General features: G+C 73.1%; 12 protein-coding genes. 5 read left to right on the forward strand and 7 right to left on the reverse strand.

What is annotated here, in order from left to right:
• Positions 1-382 precede the first annotated feature (382 nt).
• On the forward strand, positions 383-2,386 hold the full coding sequence (locus QP090_RS04585; RefSeq protein WP_285937188.1) for a S9 family peptidase: 2,004 nt from the start codon (positions 383-385) through the stop codon (positions 2,384-2,386).
• A gap of 176 nt (positions 2,387-2,562) precedes the next feature.
• Here QP090_RS04585 and QP090_RS04590 read toward each other — a convergent pair whose 3' ends face one another.
• The 4 genes from QP090_RS04590 to recA form a co-directional block, all read right to left on the reverse strand.
• Positions 2,563-3,534: a trypsin-like serine protease gene (locus QP090_RS04590; protein ID WP_285937189.1), complete on the reverse strand. Its 972-nt coding sequence runs from the start codon at positions 3,532-3,534 to the stop codon at positions 2,563-2,565.
• Positions 3,535-3,599: 65 nt separating this feature from the next.
• Entirely contained in the window at positions 3,600-5,132 is a 1,533-nt protein-coding gene (rny, locus tag QP090_RS04595) for a ribonuclease Y (RefSeq protein WP_432763028.1), read from the reverse strand.
• 577 nt (positions 5,133-5,709) lie between these two features.
• A complete protein-coding gene (locus QP090_RS04600) occupies positions 5,710-6,249 on the reverse strand; it encodes a regulatory protein RecX (protein ID WP_285937191.1) in 540 nt (179 codons plus the stop codon).
• Positions 6,250-6,467: 218 nt separating this feature from the next.
• A complete protein-coding gene (gene recA, locus QP090_RS04605; RefSeq protein ID WP_285937192.1) occupies positions 6,468-7,604 on the reverse strand; it encodes a recombinase RecA in 1,137 nt (378 codons plus the stop codon).
• Between the two features lie 247 nt (positions 7,605-7,851).
• On the opposite strand from recA, the gene QP090_RS04610 reads away from it, so the two are divergent.
• The 3 genes from QP090_RS04610 (at position 7,852) to QP090_RS04620 (ending at position 10,500) form a co-directional block, all read left to right on the forward strand.
• Positions 7,852-8,712 carry an ATP-grasp domain-containing protein gene (locus QP090_RS04610; RefSeq protein ID WP_285937193.1) on the forward strand — a complete coding sequence of 287 codons (861 nt, stop codon included), beginning with the start codon at positions 7,852-7,854 and terminating at the stop codon, positions 8,710-8,712.
• A 297-nt stretch (positions 8,713-9,009) separates the two neighbouring features.
• Positions 9,010-9,333, forward strand: a complete 324-nt coding sequence (locus QP090_RS04615; RefSeq protein ID WP_285938575.1) for a hypothetical protein — start codon at positions 9,010-9,012, stop codon at positions 9,331-9,333.
• 6 nt (positions 9,334-9,339) lie between these two features.
• Positions 9,340-10,500 (forward strand): glutathionylspermidine synthase family protein, encoded by a 1,161-nt coding sequence (locus QP090_RS04620; protein WP_285937194.1) that lies wholly within the window; start codon positions 9,340-9,342, stop codon positions 10,498-10,500.
• 63 nt (positions 10,501-10,563) lie between these two features.
• Here QP090_RS04620 and QP090_RS04625 read toward each other — a convergent pair whose 3' ends face one another.
• Complete coding sequence (locus tag QP090_RS04625) at positions 10,564-10,758, reverse strand: DUF3046 domain-containing protein (protein WP_285937195.1); 195 nt, start codon at positions 10,756-10,758, stop codon at positions 10,564-10,566.
• Positions 10,759-10,767: 9 nt separating this feature from the next.
• Positions 10,768-12,021, reverse strand: a complete 1,254-nt coding sequence (locus QP090_RS04630) for an alpha/beta hydrolase (protein ID WP_285937196.1) — start codon at positions 12,019-12,021, stop codon at positions 10,768-10,770.
• Positions 12,022-12,148: 127 nt separating this feature from the next.
• Between QP090_RS04630 and QP090_RS04635 the strand changes: the two genes are divergently transcribed.
• Entirely contained in the window at positions 12,149-16,831 is a 4,683-nt protein-coding gene (locus QP090_RS04635) for an ATP-dependent helicase (RefSeq protein ID WP_285937197.1), read from the forward strand.
• A 127-nt stretch (positions 16,832-16,958) separates the two neighbouring features.
• Here the strand turns inward: QP090_RS04635 and secA2 are convergent, their stop codons facing one another.
• On the reverse strand, positions 16,959-19,313 hold the full coding sequence (gene secA2, locus QP090_RS04640; RefSeq protein ID WP_285937198.1) for an accessory Sec system translocase SecA2: 2,355 nt from the start codon (positions 19,311-19,313) through the stop codon (positions 16,959-16,961).
• Between the last annotated feature and the right edge of the window lie 468 nt (positions 19,314-19,781).

Here is a 19,781-nt window from a genome sequence, read left to right on the forward strand (position 1 = left end):
CGGTTCCGGTGGACGCGACGAAGGCGGCACCCCGCCGTCCAGACCCTTCTGGACATCGCTGAGGCGGCCGTTGAGACGACCTGGGCGACGAGGCGGCACGGTATGAGTCAAGGGCCTGTTCGACCAGGAGCGCGGTCGTGACGCCGCCGCGCGGGTCGAGGAGCGGGTGCGGGCGGCGACGGCGCGGAGGCCGGACCACTGGACGGGACACGCCCGCGGCGGACGCGGTTCGGGGCGCCACGGGGGACGCCACGGGGGACGCCGCCGGGGTCGTTCCGGCCGTCCGGACCTGACCGGATCCAGGTGAGCGGCTTGTATCTTTCCGAGTTCAACTGCCCCGTCATGGCCCCAACCGATCCCCGTATGCGGGACGATTCCTGTTATGACCGCTCGTGCGACCCTTCCCTACGGCTCCTGGCCTTCTCCCATCTCCGCCGCCGACGTCGCCCGCGCCCGGCTGCGCCTCAGCTTTCCGACCGTTGCGGGCTCGGACGTCTGGTGGCAGGAGACCCGTCCCGAGGAAGGCGGTCGAACAACGGTCATCCACCTCCAGGGCGGCCATCGGACCGAGTTGCTCCCGGCCCCTTGGGACGTGCGGACCCGCGTGCACGAGTACGGCGGGCGGTCATACCTGCCGGTCGCCACCGCCGAGGGGCGCACCATCGTTTTCTCCAACTACGAGGACCAGCGGCTGTACCGCCTCGACGAGGGCGATCCCAAGCCGCAGCCGCTGACGCCCGAGCCCGCCGTTCCGGCCGGCCTGCGCTACGCCGACTACGTGCTCTCCCCTGACGGCACTGAGATCTGGTGCGTCTGCGAGGGCCATATCGCCGCGCCGCCGGACGCCGACGGGGAACCGTCCGCCGCCACCGACGGGATCCGGCGGGCCATCGTCGCCGTTCCGCTGGACGCCAGCGCCGCCGACGACGCCGCGGCCATCCGGGAGCTGGTCACCGGCGCGCACTTCTACGCGAGCCCCGTCCCGTCCCCCGGCGGCGGGCACCTGGCCTGGATCCAGTGGAACCACCCGCGGATGCCATGGGACGGAACCGAGCTGCGCGTCGCCGCGCTTGAGGACGGCGCGACCGTCGCGCCCCGCACCGTCAAGGGCGGGCTCACCGAATCGGTGCTGGCGCCGGTGTGGCGTGACGACACGACCCTGTACGTGGTGTCCGACTGGCCCGGCTGGTGGAACATCTACCAGGTCGGCCTGCACGGCGAGTCCCCCCAGGCGCTCTACCCCGCCGAGGAGGAGTTCGCCGAGCCGCTCTGGACCCTGGGCGGCATGCCGTACGCGCTGCTCGGCGACGGACGGCTGGCCGTGCTGCACGGTGAGGGCAACCTGCGCCTGGGGATCTACGATCCCGAGACGCTCGACCTCACCGACCTGGAGGTCCCCTACGAGCACTGGCTGCCGCAGCTGTCGGCCGACGGCTCGACGATCGTCGGCATCGGCGGCGGCCCGGACGTCCCGCCCTCGGTGGTCCGGATCGACACCACCACCGGCCGGGTCGAGGGGCTGCGCCGCGAGCTTCCCGAGCTGCCCGACGTCGCCTACCTGTCCAGACCGCGCGCCGAACGGCTCGAAGGGCCGTTCGGACGACCCGTGCACGCCTACGTGTTCCCGCCCACCAATCCGGAGGCGAGCGCCCCTGAGGGCGAGCTTCCGCCGTACGTGGTGTTCGTGCACGGCGGACCCAACGGCCGCGTCTCCACCGTCCTCAACCTCGAGCGCGCCTACTTCACCAGCCGCGGCATCGGCGTCGTCGACGTCAACTACGGCGGGTCGAGCGGATACGGCCGCGCCTACCGGGAACGGCTGCGCCGCCAGTGGGGCGTGGTCGACGTCGAGGACGTCATCGCCGCCGCCAAGGCCCTGGTGGAGGGCGGCGTCGCCGACCCCGCCCGGCTGGCGATCCGGGGCGGCAGCGCCGGCGGCTGGACGACCCTCGCCGCCGCCACCCAGACCGACCTGTTCAAGGCGGCCACGTCCTACTTCGGCATCAGCGACCTGCAGAGCTTCGCCGAGGCGACGCACGACTTCGAGTCGCACTACCTGTTCGGCCTGATCGGCCCGCTGCCCGGCTTCGAGCGCGCCTACGAGGAGCGGTCCCCGCTCAACCACGCCGACCGCACGGCGTGCCCGGTGCTGCTCCTGCAAGGCATGGACGACCCGGTGGTCCCGCCCGAGCAGTCCGAGCGGTTCGCGGCGGCGCTGGCCGCCAAGAAGATGCCGCACGCCTACCTGACGTTCGAGGGCGAGTCCCACGGGTTCCGCCGGGCCGAGACGGTCGTGGCGACCCTGGAGGCCGAGCTCGCCTTCTACGGCCAGACCCTCGGCTTCGAGCCGCGCGACGTCGACCCCGTCGAGCTGACCACCGGCTGACCCAGTGATCAAGGAATCGCCGCCGGGCGATTCCTTGATCACAAAACGTCCCGGCCGCGACCGGCGACGACCCGCGAGGCCGACCGGTGCGGGGGTTCGGCGCGGGGCCGACCGGCCCCGCGCGGCATCCGGGGCGGCGGAGGCGGGCAGGGCGGTCGTCCGGCCTCGGGGGCCGGTCAGGCGCGCTTGTCGGCGGCGGTGCGCAGGTTGTAGGCGTCGTCGTCGAAGTACGGAGAGTACGAGCGGGAGTGGGTGGTCCCCCCGCCCTGGTAGCCGCCGATGACCCCGTTGATGACGCCGGTGTGGGTCGTGGTGCTGTAGTTCAGCAGCCAGGGGCTTCCGCTGGTGCCGCCGTAGAAGCCGCCGCAGTCCATCCGGATCTGGTACGCGGACTGGCGGGCGGTCTGGACCCGGCAGTAGATCGGCCGGTCCCGCTTGTCGTAGGTGATCCGCGGGTAGCCGGTCACGTTCACCCACTTGCCGACGCCCTGGTTCGCGGCGAGCTTGTTGTAGCCGACCACGTCCTGGACCAGCTTGCCGTTGAGCGGGTTGAGCGCGATGTAGCCGAAGTCGAGGTCGGCGTCGCCGGTCGCCTGCCAGCGCTGGTCGACCAGCATCATGCCGGCCGCCCAGGTGCCGTACGGCCGCTTGCCCTGGTCGTACCTGGGGACGAACGCCACCTTGGTGCTGTACGCGCCGCCCTTGCCCCCGTGGATGCAGTGCGCGGCGGTGATCAGCAGTTTCTTGGAGAAGCTGTTCACCACACTCGCGGTGCAGTAATGGTCGCCGGTGCCGTTGTTGAAGAACAGCGCGCCGAGCGTCGGGATGCCGGCGAACGCCGTGGCGGTCGGCACCGCCTGCGCCCTGACCGCTCCAGGCGCCCGCCCGGACGGGCCCCCGGCCCGGCTACCGGGGGCGTCCGGGCCCGGTTCGGCGCCGGTCAGCGGGGTCGCGGCGGCCATCCGCTCCCGCGTCCAGTACCGCTGCACCGCGCCCGCGTCCGCCGCGCTGATCCGCGTGCTCACGGAGGTGTCCACGACGGTACGGCCACGGGCCTGGCCGCCCGCGAGCACCAGCGTCGTCCCGGCGGTCACGACCGCCGCGGACGTCACCGCGGCGGCCGTCCCCCACATCCGAAACTTGCGCATCCGCCCGAAGCTACCGACTCACCGTTCCCGCCACAACGTGAACGATCACACTGGCCGGACCGGCCCTAACGGGCGAATTCGGTGGCCCGCGACTCGCGGACCACGGTGACCCGGATCTGCCCCGGGTAGGTCAGCTCGTCCTCGACCTGCTTGGCGATGTCGCGCGCGATGACCTGGGCCTGGATGTCGTCGACCGAGTCGGGCTTGACCATCACCCGGATCTCGCGGCCGGCCTGCATGGCGAAGACCTTCTCCACGCCCTCGTGCCGGTCCCGGGCGATCTCCTCCAGCCGCTCCAGGCGCTTGACGTAGGACTCCAGCGACTCGCGCCGCGCGCCCGGCCGGCTGCCGCTGACGGCGTCGGCCGCCTGGGTGAGCACCGCCTCGACCGTGCGGACCTCGACCTCGTTGTGGTGCGCCTCGATGGCGTGCACGACGTCCTCGTCCTCGCCGTACCGCCGCGCGATCTCGGCGCCGATGAGGGCGTGGCTGCCCTCGACCTCGTGCGTGAGGGCCTTGCCGATGTCGTGCAGCAGCGTGCACCGCTTGGCCACCTCGGCCGGCAGCCGCAGCTCGCTCGCCATGATCCCGGCGATGTGCGCCGACTCGACCAGGTGCTTCAGCACGTTCTGCCCGTAGGAGGTGCGGTAGCGCAGCCGGCCGAGCAGGGCGATCAGCTCGGGGTGCATGTCGGTGACGCCGACCTCGACCAGCGCGTCCTCGCCGGACCGCACGCAGAGCTGCTCGACGTCGCTGCGGCTGCGCTCGTAGATCTCCTCGATCCGCTGGGGATGGATCCGGCCGTCCAGGACCAGCTTCTCCAGGGTCAGCCGGCCCACCTCCCGGCGCACCGGGTCGAAGCAGCTCAGCAGCACCGCCTCGGGCGTGTCGTCGATGATCAGGTTGACGCCGGTGGTCGTCTCGAACGCCCGGATATTGCGGCCCTCACGGCCGATGATGCGGCCCTTCATCTCGTCGCTCGGCAGGTGCAGCACCGAGACGACCGACTCGGTGGTCTGCTCGCTGGCGACCCGCTGGATGGCCAGCGTGACGATCTTGCGGGCGCGCTTCTCCCCCTCCGCGCGGGCGGCGTTCTCGATCTCCCGGGTCAGCGGGATCGACTCGCGCTTGGCCTGGTTCTCGATGGCCGAGACCAGCTCGCGCTTGGCCTGGTCGGCGGTGAGCCCGGCGGTCGCCTCCAGGACCTGCCGCCGCTCGTCCTCGACGCGGCCGAGCTCCTCCTTGCGCGTTTCCAGGTCCCGCCCGGACTCGGCCAGCCGCCCGGACCACTCCTCCACGCGCCGCACCTCGGCGTCGAGGCGCTGCTCGCGCTCGGCGAGCCGGGTCTCGCGCCGCTCCAGGTCCTCGCGCAGGGTCCGCAGCTCCTCGCGGAGGGTCCTGCCCTCGGCCTCCAGCTCGGCGCGGGTGGTGTCCGCGATCTCCTGGGCCCGCCGTTCGGCGCTCTCCAGGACGCCGCGGGCCTCGGTCTCGGCCGCCGCGGCCTCGGCGGCGGCCGCCTCCTGCGCGCCGTGCCTGCGCAGGACCACGGTGACGATGACGAGAGCGACCAGGGTCACCAGCAGCGCTGCACCCACCAGGACGCTCGCCATGAGGCAGATCCCTTCCTCGCCTTGCGGACCCCCGGGCTGGGGCCCTGCCTCGCGAGGATTACCCGCACCCCGGCGGACGACCGGGTACACGGCATCGCCGGGCCGCCGCGATCCGCAACCCGGTGACTCGGCCGATATCGGCCAGGGTCGTGTCCTCTATGCCTCTCAACTGCTCGAACGGACTCGGTCAGTATCGCAATCCGCAGTGCGCGGAGTAATTCCTCACTGCCGTAACGGTAAGCGGCACAGAGGTAATGAGCAAGCAAACCACGGGCATTCCGGACTAACCGAACGCTCCCGTGAGGGCTTGCTTACCGCCGCCCCGACGCCGCGCCGTCCCCCCTCACCTGCCCGGTCGGCCGCCCCGTCCAGTCAGGGCGATGGTCAGGCCAGGTCAGGCGAAATCGCCATTTCGTCGGCGTGTCGCCCGTCTCGCCCAAACCTCGCCGCCAGCCGCCCGAAACCCGGACCGGGGCACGGCTCCAAAACACCGAACACGGATCCGGTCCCAGCCTCGATCCCGGTTCTCGGATCCGCCGGATATCGGCCGTGTCCGGCGGGGATGTTATTCCGGCTCGGGGAGGCCGGGGAGGTCGCCGGGGTCGGTGCCCTCGTCCGCGAGGGCCTCCTTGACCACCCGGTAGGCCACGCCGTGCGGGTAGCCCTTGCGGGCGAGCATGCCGACCAGGCGCCGCATCCGCTTGGCCGGTTCGACGCCGCGGGTCGCGGCGAGCTTGCGGTCGACGAGCGCGCGGGCGGTGCGCTCCTCCTGCTCGGGATCCAGCGCCTCCACCGCGTCGGCGACGGTTTCGGCGGCGACACCGCGGTGGCGCAGCTCGTTGGCCAGGGCGCGCTTGGCGAGCCCGCGGCCGTTGTGCCGGGACTGCACCCACGCCTGGGCGAACGCGACGTCGTCGATGAGACCGACGTCGGTGAAGCGCCCGAGCACCTTGTCGGCGACGTCGTCGGGGACGGCCTTGCGGCTCAGTGCCTCGGCGAGCTGGGCGCGGGTGCGCGGAGCCAGGGCCAGCAGGCGCAGGCAGGTCTCACGGGCCGCCGACTCGGGGTTGGCGGGCGGATCGACCGCTCGAGGACGGCGGTTCATGCCGCGCTTCCCCGTGCCGGCACGGCCCCGCGAGCCCCCCTGGCCGCCCGAACGACTGAGGCGGGGACGGAGGAGCGGGCGGGGCTCTCAGGAGCGGCGGCGCCATTGGGGAAGGCCCCCGCACCGGCGGACCGGTGCGGGGTGAGGCGCCGCCGCCCTACATACGAGATCATCGCCCACACTTCCGTCAAGAGTCACCCGGATCGGCGGATTGACCGTCAGGAGTCACCGGGCTTGGCGGCCTTGGCGCCCTTCTTGGCCGTGCTCGCAGCGGGCGTCTTGCCCGCGGCCGGGGCGGACGCGGCGGCCCCGGCGGCGGGCGCGCCCGGCGCGGCGGTCTCGGCGGCCTCCTTGTCGACCTTGGGGCCGATGCCCAGCTTCTCCTTGATGCGCTTCTCGATGCCGTCGGCCATGTCGGGGTTGGACTTGAGGAAGTTGCGGGCGTTCTCCTTGCCCTGGCCGAGCTGGTCGCCGTCGCAGGTGTACCAGGCGCCGGACTTGCGGACGAAGCCGTGCTCGACGCCGAGGTCGATCAGACCGCCCTCGCGGCTGATGCCCTGCCCGTAGAGCAGGTCGAAGTCGGCGACGCGGAACGGCGGGGCCATCTTGTTCTTGACGACCTTGACGCGGACGCGGCTGCCGACCGCCTCGGTGCCGTCCTTGAGCGTCTCGATGCGGCGCACGTCGAGCCGCACGGAGGCGTAGAACTTCAGCGCCTTGCCGCCGGTCGTCGTCTCGGGCGAGCCGAACATGACGCCGATCTTCTCGCGCAGCTGGTTGATGAAGATGACGGTGGTCTTGGTCTGGTTGATCGCGCCGGTGAGCTTGCGCAGGGCCTGCGACATCAGCCGGGCCTGGAGGCCGACGTGGCTGTCGCCCATCTCACCCTCGATCTCGGCGCGCGGGACCAGCGCGGCGACCGAGTCGATGACCACGATGTCGACCGCGCCGGAGCGGATCAGCATGTCGGTGATCTCGAGCGCCTGCTCGCCGGTGTCGGGCTGGGAGACCAGCAGCGCGTCGATGTCGACGCCCAGCTTGCGGGCGTACTCGGGGTCGAGGGCGTGCTCGGCGTCGACGAACGCCGCGATGCCGCCCTTCTTCTGCACGCTGGCCACCGAGTGCAGGGCGATGGAGGTCTTGCCCGAGCCCTCGGGACCGTAGACCTCCACGACCCGGCCGCGGGGCAGGCCGCCGATGCCGAGCGCGATGTCGAGGGAGATCGCGCCCGTCGGGATCGTCTCCACCGGTGCGCGCGCATCGTCGCCCATCCGCATGACCGAGCCCTTGCCGAACTGCCGCTCGATCTGGGCGAGGGCGGTGTCGAGAGCCTTCTCCCGGTCGTTCGCTGCCATGAGGTTGCCCCTTGTCTTTCCTGTGATGTGTGCCGGCTCTCGGCCGCCTTGCGGTGTCGAGGGCGACGTTACGGGGAGCCAGGGACAGTTTCGAGGCCCCGGTACGGCTGTGGACAACGTCGCGTGCGGGGCCCAGCCTACCGAACATTCGTTCGATCATGGTGTCGCGCACCTGTTTGCCCGGGAATCTCCGTGCACACGGGCCCCGGAACCCCGTACGCTGGCGCCGTCCACGGAGGGTTCCTTCATGACGCTGACCGTTCTCTTCTGCGTCGATCCGATCCACCCCCGGCGCGTTGACCCCCACTTCTCCCGCGAGGCCGCGGCCGTGCGGGACCACTACGGCGAGATCGCCCTCATCGACCACGACGCGTTGCGGCACGGCGACGCGGCGGAGGCGGTGCGCGCGGTGCCGCAGGACCTCGGCGCCGTCTGGTACCGGGGCTGGATGCTCGCCAGGGGCGAGTACACGGCGCTCGCCTCGGCGCTCAAGCAGCGCGGCGTCCTCCTGCTCACCCATCCCGAGGACTACCGGCGGGCGCACGAGCTGCCCGGCTGGCACGACACGTTCGCCGGGCTGACCCCGCAGAGCGTGTGGCGTCCGCTGGCCCCCCGCCAGGACCCCGGCGACCTGGCCGAGCTGGTCCGCCCGCTGCGTAGCGGGCCCGGCGTCGTGAAGGACTACGTCAAGTCGCGCAAGCACGAGTGGGACGAGGCGTGCTTCGTCCCCGACGTCAAGAACCTCTCGGAACTCCGCTCGGTCGCGGCGAAGATGATCGCGTTGCAGGACGGGTTCCTCGCGGGCGGGCTGGTGGTGCGGGAGTACGAGCCCTACGACGGCGAGGGCGAGGCGCGCGTGTGGTGGGTGGACGGGGAGCCCGCCCTGGTGGGACCGCATCCAGACAGCCCCGGCCTGGAGCCCGAGCCCGAGCTGGCCTCCGTGGCCCCGGCCGTGCGGGCGCTCGGCTGCCGCTTCATCACCACCGATCTCGCCTGCCGCACCGACGGCGAGTGGCGCGTGGTCGAGGTCGGGGACGGCCAGGTCAGCGACCTGCCTGCGACGGTCGACCCGATGGACCTGTACGCGCACCTGCCGGTGCCGGACTAGAAATCCGCAAGTCCCCAGAACCTGGACGCACATTTTCCTCGTCCAACAGGATGCGGCACTCGCACGCCCTCGCGCAGCGTGTCCGTGATGTGACGGAACCGGCGCGACATCGCTTCCGTCTCATGATCCACCGCCCCTAGGCTATGGCTCCGTGACGCCGGATTCCTTTTTCGGTGAGGCATCCGACCCCGCTGTCCGGAACCTCCTGACACCCGTCGTCTCGTTTCGAAGGACGTGTTCCCCTTGCCCCCACAGGAGCCCACTCGCCGGCTCAGCTCGCGCGCCGTCAAAGTCGGGATGGTGAGCGCGCTGTCCGTGACCCTGGTCGCCTGCGGTTCCAAGTCGACCACCGCGTACTGCGTGGACCGTGACGCTCCCGCCGTGGGCAAGACCGCGGGCGGCCACAAGACGGTCCCCGACAGTTTCTGCAACACCAGCGACATCGACCGGGGCACCGTCTCGTACGGCCGCTACTACTGGTACTACGGCGGGAAGCGCTCCTCCAACGGCTACGTCTCCGGCGGCAGCGCGTACGGGCCCAGCAAGGGCAAGGTCAAGTCGAGCAGCGGCCGGACCCTGAGCCGCGGCGGGTTCGGCGGCGGCGGCAAGAGCGGGAGCTGAGCCGACATGAGGCGAACCCGTTCCGAGCCCAGGGAAGACTGGGCCGAGAAGGTCGAAGCGCACGGGCTGGCCTTCCACCGGACCGCGCACCCCGAACATCTGCCCCGTCCCTACTGGGACGAGTCGGTGCACTACGTCTTCGAGATGGACGAGGTGCTGGCCCTAGAGGCGGTCGTGGAGGAGCTTCACGAGATGTGCCTCCAGGTGGTGGAGCACGTCGTCACCACCGGTCGGTACAACGTGCTGGGCATCCCCGACTGGGTCGCCCCGCTGATCGAGGAGTCATGGCGCCGCCGCGATCCGCACCTGTACGGGCGGTTCGACCTACGCTACGGCGGAGACGGGCCGGCCAAGCTGCTGGAGTACAACGCCGATACCCCGACGGCCCTGGTCGAGAGCGCCGTCGTGCAGTGGTTCTGGTTGCAGGACGCCTTCCCCGGCGACGACCAGTGGAACTCCATCCACGAACGCCTGGTGGCGCGCTGGAAGGAGATCGGGTCCGGGCTGCCCGATGACGGTCCGGCCCACTTCGCCTGGACCAACGGGGACGAGACCGGCGAGGAGGTCATGACGATCGCCTACATGCAGCAGACCGCCAGGGAGGCGGGGCTGTCCGGCATCGCGATCGCCATGGAGGACATCGGGTGGCACCCGGAGCGCGAGCGGTTCGTCGACCTCCACGACGACGAGATCCGCACGCTCTGCAAGCTCTACCCCTGGGAGTGGATCGTCTCCGAGCCGTTCGGCCGGAGCATCCCGGCCGCGCCCACCACCTGGATCGAGCCGATCTGGAAGATGGTGCTCTCCAACAAGGCGCTGCTGGTGCTGCTCTGGGAACTGTTCCCCGGACACCCCAACCTGCTGCCCACCTACCTGAACACCCCCTCCGACCTCACCTCGTACGTGCAAAAACCCCTGCTCGGCCGGGAGGGGGCGAGCATGCGCATCGTCACGCCCGACGGCAGCGAGCAGCGCACGCAGGGCGACTACGGCGCGGAGGGCTTCGTCTTCCAGGAGTTCTGCGCGCTGCCGGACTTCGACGGCGAGCACCCGGTGCTCGGCGCGTGGGTGGTCGACGACGAGTCGGCCGGGCTCGGCATCCGCGAGACGTCCGGGCTCATCACCGACGACACCTCGTCGTTCGTCCCGCACCGCATACCCGTCTGAACCCCTGGCCCGCCCTCCGTCCCCGGTGCCCGTTCCTGAGGAGCACGAGCTGACGGGCCTCGGTCAGCGCAGGCTCTGGGGGACGTCGAAGGTGGCGGCGACCGCTCTCCAGACCCGCTTGACGGACTCGCCGTCGGCCAGGGCCCGTTCAACGGTGCGGCCACCGAGCTCGGCCAGGACGTAGTCCTTGGCCACGCTCTCGGCATAGCCCTCGCCGAACTGCTGATTCATCCGTTCCCAGAACTGTGTGAGCCGCACCCGGACACGCTATCCGAGAGCGTCGGTCACCTCGTCCGGGACGGACGGGCGGGCGCCCTCCCGGTACTGCCGGTGCAGGCCCGTCAGGTAGCGCTCGACGCCCTCCACCACGCGCGCGGTCCGGTAGGACGGGAAGACGTCGAAGGCGTGCTGCCCGCCCTTCATCTCCGCGTACACGACCGGCGAGGACGAGGTCTCGCGCAGCTTGTGGACGAACCGCCGCGCCTCCGCCACCGGGATCAGCGAGTCGCGGCTGCCGTGGATGACGAAGAACGGCGGCGCGTCCTCGCGCAGGTACGTGACGGGGGACGCGTCGGCGAACACCTCGGGCTCCTCATGGAAGGACCGCTTCACCACCATCCGCTCCATCAGCGGCGTCGCCCCCATCGGCACCGGCCAGGGCCCCGGCTCCACCAGGTCGTACACCCCGTAGAACGGCACGGCCCCGCGCACGCGCGTGTCGGCGTCCTCGAAACCGGGCTGGAAGCGCGGCTCGTTGGCGCTGAGCGCCACCAGCGCGGCCAGATGGCCGCCCGCCGAACCGCCCGTCACGCACAGAAAGTCCGGATCGGCGCCGTACTCCTCGGCGTGCTCGCGGTACCAGGCCACGAAGTGCTTGAGGTCGATCAGATGCTCGGGCCAGGTCGCGCGCGGGCTGAGCCGGTAGTTGACGTTGAAGCCCACCCAGCCCTGCACGGCCATGTGGTTGAGGAGCGGGAGCCCCTGTTCGCGCTTGTCCCCGATGACCCACGCGCCGCCGTGGATCTGCATCAGCCCCGGCCGCAGGGAGCCTTCCGCCTTGGGCCGGTAGACGTCCAGCTTGAGGCGGAGCCGTCCCTCCTCGTGGAAGACGACGTTGCGCGTCACCCGGACGCCGCGCCGGGGCACGAGGACCAGCGGCGGGACGATCTGGGGCGCGAGCGGGAAGCGCGGTGCGTCCTCCGGATCGAGGTCGAGCGGGACTCCGCTCTCACGCAGCGTCACCACGGTCCGCCGGGACGCGGCGATGGTCGCGATGGTCCCCGCTGCTCCGGCCGCGCCGAGCACGAGGCCCGTCCAGCCCGTCCAGCCGTGCAGGCCCCCGTACCCGGCCGTGAGCCCGAGCGCGGCGATCTCGGCGGCGAGCAGGTGCGGGGCCAGCTCGACGGCCAGCCACCCTGCGAAGAAGCTCGGCACCAGCAGCATGAGGCGGCGGACGGGCCGGTGCGCGTTCAGGGCGAGGAGCAGGGACAGTGCTCCGACGGCGAGCAGGACGTAGGGCATGGGACGGCTCCTCGCGGCGTGTTCTCCTCCCCCACCATGCCCGGACAAGCGCTTGCTTACAAGATGACGATGGCCACCCGGACGGCCGCCGTCACGTTCTGTCGGACCCGCGAGGCAGGATGGTGACGTGACCGCTGACGTGCTCGAACGCTTCTCCCCCGCGACCCGTGCCTGGTTCGCGGGGGCGTTCGCCGCGCCCACCGCCGCACAGGCCGGCGCGTGGAGGTCGATCTCGGCGGGCGACGACACCCTCGTCGTGGCGCCGACCGGGTCCGGCAAGACCCTGGCCGCGTTCCTGTGGTCCCTCGACCGGCTGACCGCCGCCCCGCGACCCGCCCCGCAGCCGACCGCGCGGCCCGCCCCGAAGTCCGGCGCGGGGGCCGCCGCACCGACCGGGCCCGATCCCAAGCGGCGCTGCCGCGTCCTGTACGTCTCGCCGCTGAAGGCCCTCGCCGTCGACGTCGAGCGCAACCTGCGCGCCCCGCTCACCGGGATCAGGCAGGCCGCGCGGCGACTCGGGCTGGCCGAGCCCGACATCCGGGTCGGCATGCGGTCCGGCGACACCCCGGCGGACGAGCGGCGCCGGCTGGCCCTCCGGCCGCCCGACATCCTGATCACCACGCCCGAGTCGCTGTTCCTGATCCTCACCTCGCGGGCCCGCGAGTCGCTGCGCGGCGTCGAGACCGTGATCATCGACGAGGTGCACGCGGTGGCGGGCACCAAGCGCGGCGCGCACCTGGCGCTGTCCCTCGAACGGCTCGACGCGCTGCTCGACCGTCCGGCCCAGCGGATCGGGCTGTCGGCGACCGTCCGCCCGGCCGCCGAGGTGGCCGCGTTCCTCGGCGGGGCCCGCCCGGCCGCGGTGGTGCAGCCGCCGTCCGACAAGGTCTTCGACCTCGACATCGTCGTCCCGGTCGAGGACATGGGCGAGGTCGCGCAGTTCACCGACGGCTCCGGCGCCGCCGATCCGCGTCAGCGCAGCATCTGGCCGCATGTGGAGGACCGGCTGCTCGACCTGATCGGCGCGCACCGGTCGACGCTGGTGTTCGCCAACTCGCGGCGTCTCGCCGAACGCCTGTGCGGGCGCCTCAACGAGCTGGCGTACGAGCGCGCCCACGGCGAGGCGCTGCCCGAAGACCATTCCCCGGCCGCGACCATGGCCCAGGCGGGCGCGGACAGGGGGGCTCCGCTGGAGATCGCGCGCGCCCACCACGGGTCGGTGTCCAAGGAGGAGCGGGCCGGCATCGAGAACGCCCTCAAGGAGGGTCGCCTCCCCGCCGTGGTCGCCACGTCCAGCCTCGAACTCGGCATCGACATGGGCGCGGTCGACCTGGTCGTGCAGGTCGAGTCGCCGCCGTCGGTGGCCAGCGGGTTGCAGCGGGTCGGGCGGGCGGGCCACCAGGTCGGCGCCGTCTCCAAGGGCGTCATCTTCCCCAAGTACCGCGGCGACCTGGTGCAGACGGCGGTGGTCGCCGAGCGGATGCGCGGCGGCGAGATCGAGGAGCTGCGCTACCCGCGCAACCCGCTCGACGTCCTCGCCCAGCAGATCGTCGCGATGGTCTCGATGGACGACTGGACGGTCGACGACCTCGACACGCTGGTCAAGCGGGCCGCCCCCTACGCCACGCTGCCCCGTTCGGCGCTGGAGGCCACCCTCGACATGCTCGCGGGCCGCTACCCGAGCGACGAGTTCGGCGAGCTGCGCCCGCGCCTGGTGTGGGACCGCGTCACCGGCGTCCTGGCCGAGCGGCCCGGCGCGCAGCGGCTGGCCGTCACCAGCGGCGGCACCATTCCCGACCGCGGCCTGTTCGGCGTGTTCCTCGTGGGCGAGAAGTCGTCCCGGGTGGGCGAGCTCGACGAGGAGATGGTCTACGAGTCCCGCGTGGGCGACGTGTTCGTGCTGGGCGCGAGCTCGTGGCGGATCGAGGACATCACGCCCGACCGGGTGCTGGTCTCGCCCGCGCCGGGGCAGCCCGGCAAGCTGCCGTTCTGGCACGGCGACCAGCTCGGCCGTCCCGCCGAGCTGGGGCGCGCGCTGGGCGCGTTCTCCCGCGCGCTGGCCGCGCTGCCCGAGGGCGCGGCGCGCGAGCGGGTCGCCGCCGCGGGCCTGGACGACTGGGCCGCCGCCAACCTGGTGTCCTACCTGACCGAGCAGCGGGAGGCGACCGGGCACGTCCCCGACGACCGCACCATGGTCGTCGAGCGGTTCCGCGACGAGCTGGGCGACTGGCGCATGGTGGTGCACTCGCCGCTCGGCGCGCGGGTGCACGCGCCCTGGGCGCTGGCCATCGCGGGGCGGCTCCGCGAGCGCTACGGCGTCGACGCGCAGGCCATGCACGCCGACGACGGCATCGTGATCCGCATCCCCGACATGGACGAGCCGCCGGGCCTCGACCTGGCGGTCTTCGACGCCGACGACATCGAGCGCATCGTCGTCGACGAGCTGGGCGGGTCGGCGCTGTTCGCGGCCCGGTTCCGCGAGTGCGCGGCGCGGTCGCTGCTGCTGCCGCGCCGCCGCCCCGACAAGCGGATGCCGCTGTGGCAGCAGCGGCAGCGCGCCGCGCAACTGCTGGCCGTGGCGAGCAAGTACCCCTCGTTCCCGATCGTGCTGGAGACGATGCGCGAGTGCCTCCAGGACGTCTTCGACGTGCCGGGCCTGGTGCACCTGATGCGCGAGGTGTCGGGCCGCAAGGTCCGCCTCGTCGAGGTCGAGACCAACGAGCCGTCTCCCTATGCGCGGTCGCTGCTGTTCCACTACGTCGGCGCGTTCATGTACGAGGGCGACTCCCCGCTCGCCGAGCGGCGGGCGCAGGCGCTCGCGCTCGACTCGGCGCTGCTGGCCGAGCTGCTGGGCCAGGCCGACCTGCGCGAGCTGCTCGACCCCGAGGTCGTCACCGACACCGAGCGCGAGTTGCAGCGCCTCGCCGACGACCGGCGGGCCCGCGATCCGGAGGGGGTCGCCGACCTGCTGCGCGGCCTCGGCCCGCTCACCACCGCCGAGATCGCGGACCGGCTCGAACCGGCCGCGGCGCCGAGCGCCGGGGCCTGGGCGGCCGAGCTCGAGTCGGCCCGGCGGGTGATCAGGGTGCGGGTCGGCGGGCAGGAGCGCTGGACGGCGATCGAGGACGCCGGCCGGCTCCGCGACGCCCTCGGGGCGCCGCTGCCGGTGGGCGTCCCGGAGGCGTTCCTCGAACCGGTCGGCGACCCGCTCGGCGACCTGGTCTCCCGCTACGCGCGCACGCACGGGCCGTTCCGGCTGGGCGACGTCGCGGCGCGCTTCGGGCTCGGCACGGCGGTGGTGGCCGAGACGCTGCGCGGGCTGGCGGCGGCCGGACGGGTCGTCGAGGGCGAGTTCCTCCCGGCCCAGACGGTGTCCGGCCCGCTGACGAGCGAATGGTGCGACAGCGGTGTGCTCCGCACGCTGCGGCGCCGGTCGCTGGCACGGCTGCGCGCGGAGGTCGAACCGTCGCCGCCCGAGGCGCTCGGCCGGTTCCTGCCGGTCTGGCACGGCATCGCGGGCGGGTCGCGGCTGCGGGGCGTCGACGCGCTGGTGCAGGCGATCGAGCAGCTCCAGGGGGCGGCCGTCCCGGCGTCGGCGCTGGAGTCGCTGATCCTGCCGTCCCGGGTGGCGGGCTACTCCCCCGCCATGCTCGACGAGCTGACCTCCGCGGGCGAGGTCGTGTGGGCCGGGCAGGGCGGGCTGCCGGGCGGCGACGGCTGGGTGTCGCTGTACCTCGCCGACACCGCCCCGCTGCTGATGCCCGAGCCGGCCGAGATCACCCTGACGCCGGTGCACCAGGCCGTCCTCGACGCGCTCGGCGACGGCGGCGCGCTGTTCTTCCGAATGCTCTCCGACCGGGTGAACGGCCGGGTCACGACCGGCGACCAGGACCTGGTCACCGCCGTGTGGGACCTGGTCTGGGCGGGCCACCTCACCAACGACACCCTCGCCCCGCTGCGCGCCGCGCTCGGCTCGGGCCGTCCGGCCCACCGGTCCCGCGCGGGCCGGCGCGGGCGTCCCGTGATGCCGTCCCGCACGGGGCCGCCGGCCGTCGCCGGGCGGTGGTGGCCGCTGCCGTCCCGGGAGGCCGCCGCGACGCTGCGCTCGCACGCGCTGGCCGAGGCGCTGCTGGAGCGGTACGGCATCGTGATCCGCGGCGCGGTCGCGGCCGAGCGGATCCTCGGCGGGTTCTCGGCGGTCTATCCGGTGCTGCGGGCGTTCGAGGAGAGCGGCCGGTGCCGCCGCGGCTATTTCGTCGAGGGGCTCGGCGCGGCCCAGTTCGCGCTGCCCGGCGCCGTCGACCGGCTGCGCGCGCTGCGCCCGGCCGCCTCGGCCACCGATCCGGCGGGCGCGGGCGGTGGGGGCATGGCGGGCACCGAGGCCCTGTGGGAGACCCCGACTCCGGGACGCCGTGCGAGGCCCGGCGACGCCGGCGGGCGGGCGCTGGTGCTCGCCGCCGCCGACCCGGCCAACCCGTACGGCGCGGCGCTGCCGTGGCCGGGACGCGACGACGAGGTCGCCAGCGGGCACAAGCCGGGCCGCAAGGCCGGGGCGCTGGTGGTGCTGGTCGAGGGGCGGCTGGCCCTCTACGTCGAACGCGGCGGCCGTTCGCTGCTGACCTGGGACGACGACCCGGACGTGGTGCAACCGGCGGTCGACGCGCTGGCCCTGGCGGTCCGCGAGGGCGCGCTCGGCAAGCTGACCGTCGAACGCGCCGACGGCGCGTCGATCGGCGACTCTCCGCTGGCCGCCGCGCTGGAGGCGGCCGGCTTCCACCCGACCCCGCGCGGCCTGCGGCTGCGTGCCTGACCACCGCGCGCCTGACCACCGCGCGCCTCACCGGCGCCCGGCTCCGCCGCCTGAAGGCCCGACTCGGCCCGCACCGCCCGCGACACCGCCGACGCCCTCCTCCCCGGCCAGGCGGGGCGGGGCGCGGTCAGCGGCCTTTGAAGAGGGCGACGACCCCTCTGAGCGTGCGTTCGTCCAGCGAGCCGAACGGATTGTCGTGCACCAGGTAGGTCCAGGTCGCCGACGGGCGCCGCAGGCCCGCTCCCCCGAGGTCGATGCCGTCCTCGGACGCGGTGAGCTCGGCGAAGCCCTCGACCGCGCGGTCGAGGGCGGTGTCGAGGAGGCGCTTGCCCGCGGGCACCGCATCGCGGTTGAACTCGATCAGCGGGTCCAGGCCCCGGCCGAGCGACCGCAGATGGATGCCCTCCCGCAGGTCGGACAGGAACGCGAGATGCTCGGCCCAGCCGCGGTCCAGGTGGAACAGGACGATCTGGCGGGCGGCGCCCGCGACCGCCTCCGCGCCCGCGATCCCGGCCAGCTCGGCATGGTGGCCGGACGCCTTCTCGGCCATCAGCGCGTCGGCCCGGTCGCCGCACAGCACCTCGTCGCGTTCGGCGAGGATCTCGCGGCGCTGCAAGTCGATCAGGTGGTTGTAGCGCCAGGTGTTGCGGTGCAGCTCCAGGTCGACGCCCTCGGCGACGCGCTGCGCGTGGCCGACGAGCCAGTGCGCGCCCTTGTCGGTGATCAGCCCGTCATCGCCGGCCGTGCCCCTGGCCTTCTCGTCGGGTGCGTACCGGGTGACCAGGCCGTCCTCCACGCTGGCGAAGAACACCGAGCCCCCGGGGTCGCCCTGCCGTCCGGCGCGGCCCCGGAGCTGATCGTCGAGGCGGCTGCTGTGGTAGCGGCCGGTGCCGATGACCAGGAGCCCGCCCGCCTCCGTCACCTTGTCGTGCGCGGCACCGGAGCCGTGCGCCGCGCCGGCGTCGGGCGCCGCGCCGGAGCCGCCGAGGCGGATGTCGGTGCCGCGGCCGGCCATCTGGGTGGAGACGGTGATCGCGCCGTGCGCGCCGGCCTCGGCGATGATCGCCGCCTCCTCCGCGTCGTTCTTGGCGTTGAGGACCACGCAGCTCAGCCCGGCCCGGCCGAGCCGGCGGGCCAGCCGCTCGGACTCGGCGACGTCGCCGGTGCCGATCAGCACCGGCCGCCCGGTGCCGTGCGCCGCGGAGATCTCCTCGACGATCGCCACCTCCTTGTCGGCGACGGTGGCGTAGAGCCGGTCGGGCTCGTCGTCGCGGACGCACGGCCGGTTCGGCGGGATCACCGCGATCTCGAGCGTGTAGAACTCGCGGAGCTGCCCGGCGACCGCGAGCGCGGTGCCGGTCATCCCGCACCGGACCGGGTAGCGGCCGATCAGCTCCTGGACGGTGATCGAGTCGAGGATCTCGCCGGTCGGCGACGCCTCCAGGGCCTCCTTGGCCTCGACCGCGGTCTGGAGCCCGTCGGGCCAGCGCTGGAGCAGCGCGACCCGGCCGCGCGACTCGCTGATCAGCTTCACCGCGCCGTCCCGGACGATGTAGTCGACGTCGCGGTGGAGCAGCACCTCGGCGTGCAGCGCGACGTTGACCGAGGTGAGGAGCTCCAGGTTGGCGGGCGCGTACAGCTCGACGCCGCCGAGGGCCCGCTCGGCCTCGCGCGCCCCGGCGGGGGTGAGCTGGACGTTACGGGCCTCGTCGTCGGTGGTGTAGTGCAGGCCGGGCCGCAGCCGCCTGGCCAGATCGGCGTAGGCGGAGTCGGCCTGCGCCGGGGCGGGCGCCTCCTCGACGACGGGGGTGGTGGCGCCGGCCAGGACGAGCGGGACCATCGCCTCGTCGACCAGCACCGAGTCGGCCTCGTCGACCAGCACCACGTCGGGCGCGGGCAGGACGCGGTCGTCCTCGCCGGTGGCCATGCGGTCGCGGAGCAGGTCGAAGCCGACCTCGCTGACCGGGGCGTACGTCACGTCGGCGGCGTAGGCGGCGCGGCGCTCCCCGGGGCTCGAGGTCTGGCCGACCCAACCGGTGGAGACGCCGAGCATCGCGTAGAGGGGGCCCATCCATTCGGCGTCGCGCCGGGCGAGGTAGTCGTTGACCGACAGCACGTGCACGCGGTGGCCGCGGAGCGCGTACCCGGCGGCGGCGAGCGCCCCGGCCAGGGTCTTGCCCTCGCCGGTCGCCATCTCGGCGACGTGCCCGGAGAGCAGCGCGAGCGTTCCGAGGAGCTGGGTGTCGAACGGGCGCTCGCCGAGCGTGCGGCGGGCGGCCTCGCGGCCGAGGGCGCACAGCTCGGCGAGGTCGGGTTCGTCCTGGTCGCGGAGCGCCGCGACGGCGGCGGTCAGCTCGGCGTCGCTCAGCCCGCGGGTCCGCTCCTCGCGCCGCCCGGCCCGGCCGGCGACGTCCTGGAACGGCGCCAGGTCGGCGCTCCCCGGCCGCTGGACGAGCCGCCGCAGCCGGTCACGCAGCGCCATGGCGCCCTCCCCTGCGGACGGTGGTGTGTTCGGTCACGCTTCCCCCAACGGCCGCGCGCGGTCGCGCGTTCCCCACAGATGATCTCAGGACGGACGGGCCCGGGACCACCCCGGAGGCCCCGCGGAACACCCCGGATCCGCAGGTGATCTTTCCGCGTCATCCCACCTAGGCACGAGGTCTGACCTCGATTTCATCCCTTGGGTGGATCCCTTCCGGCACCCCGGTTGGGAGGATGGGTTCATACGGGGTTGCGGTGGCCAGGGGAAGCGCCGCCGCGGAACGGGGAGTCGTTATGACACCGACGGCACGGTGGGCCGCCGCACAGCGGCGCAAGCGCCAGATCATCAGCCAGACGGTCATCGATCGAGCCCTGCGGGACCCTCGGTGGCACGATCGGCACCCGGCCGAGACGGCGTCCGCCAAGTAGCCGAGCAGAGGCACGCAAGCGAGACCACGGCCCGCTCCGG

Source organism: Actinomadura xylanilytica (assembly GCF_030283145.1).
GTDB classification, from domain to species: Bacteria; Actinomycetota; Actinomycetes; order Streptosporangiales; family Streptosporangiaceae; genus Spirillospora; species Spirillospora xylanilytica.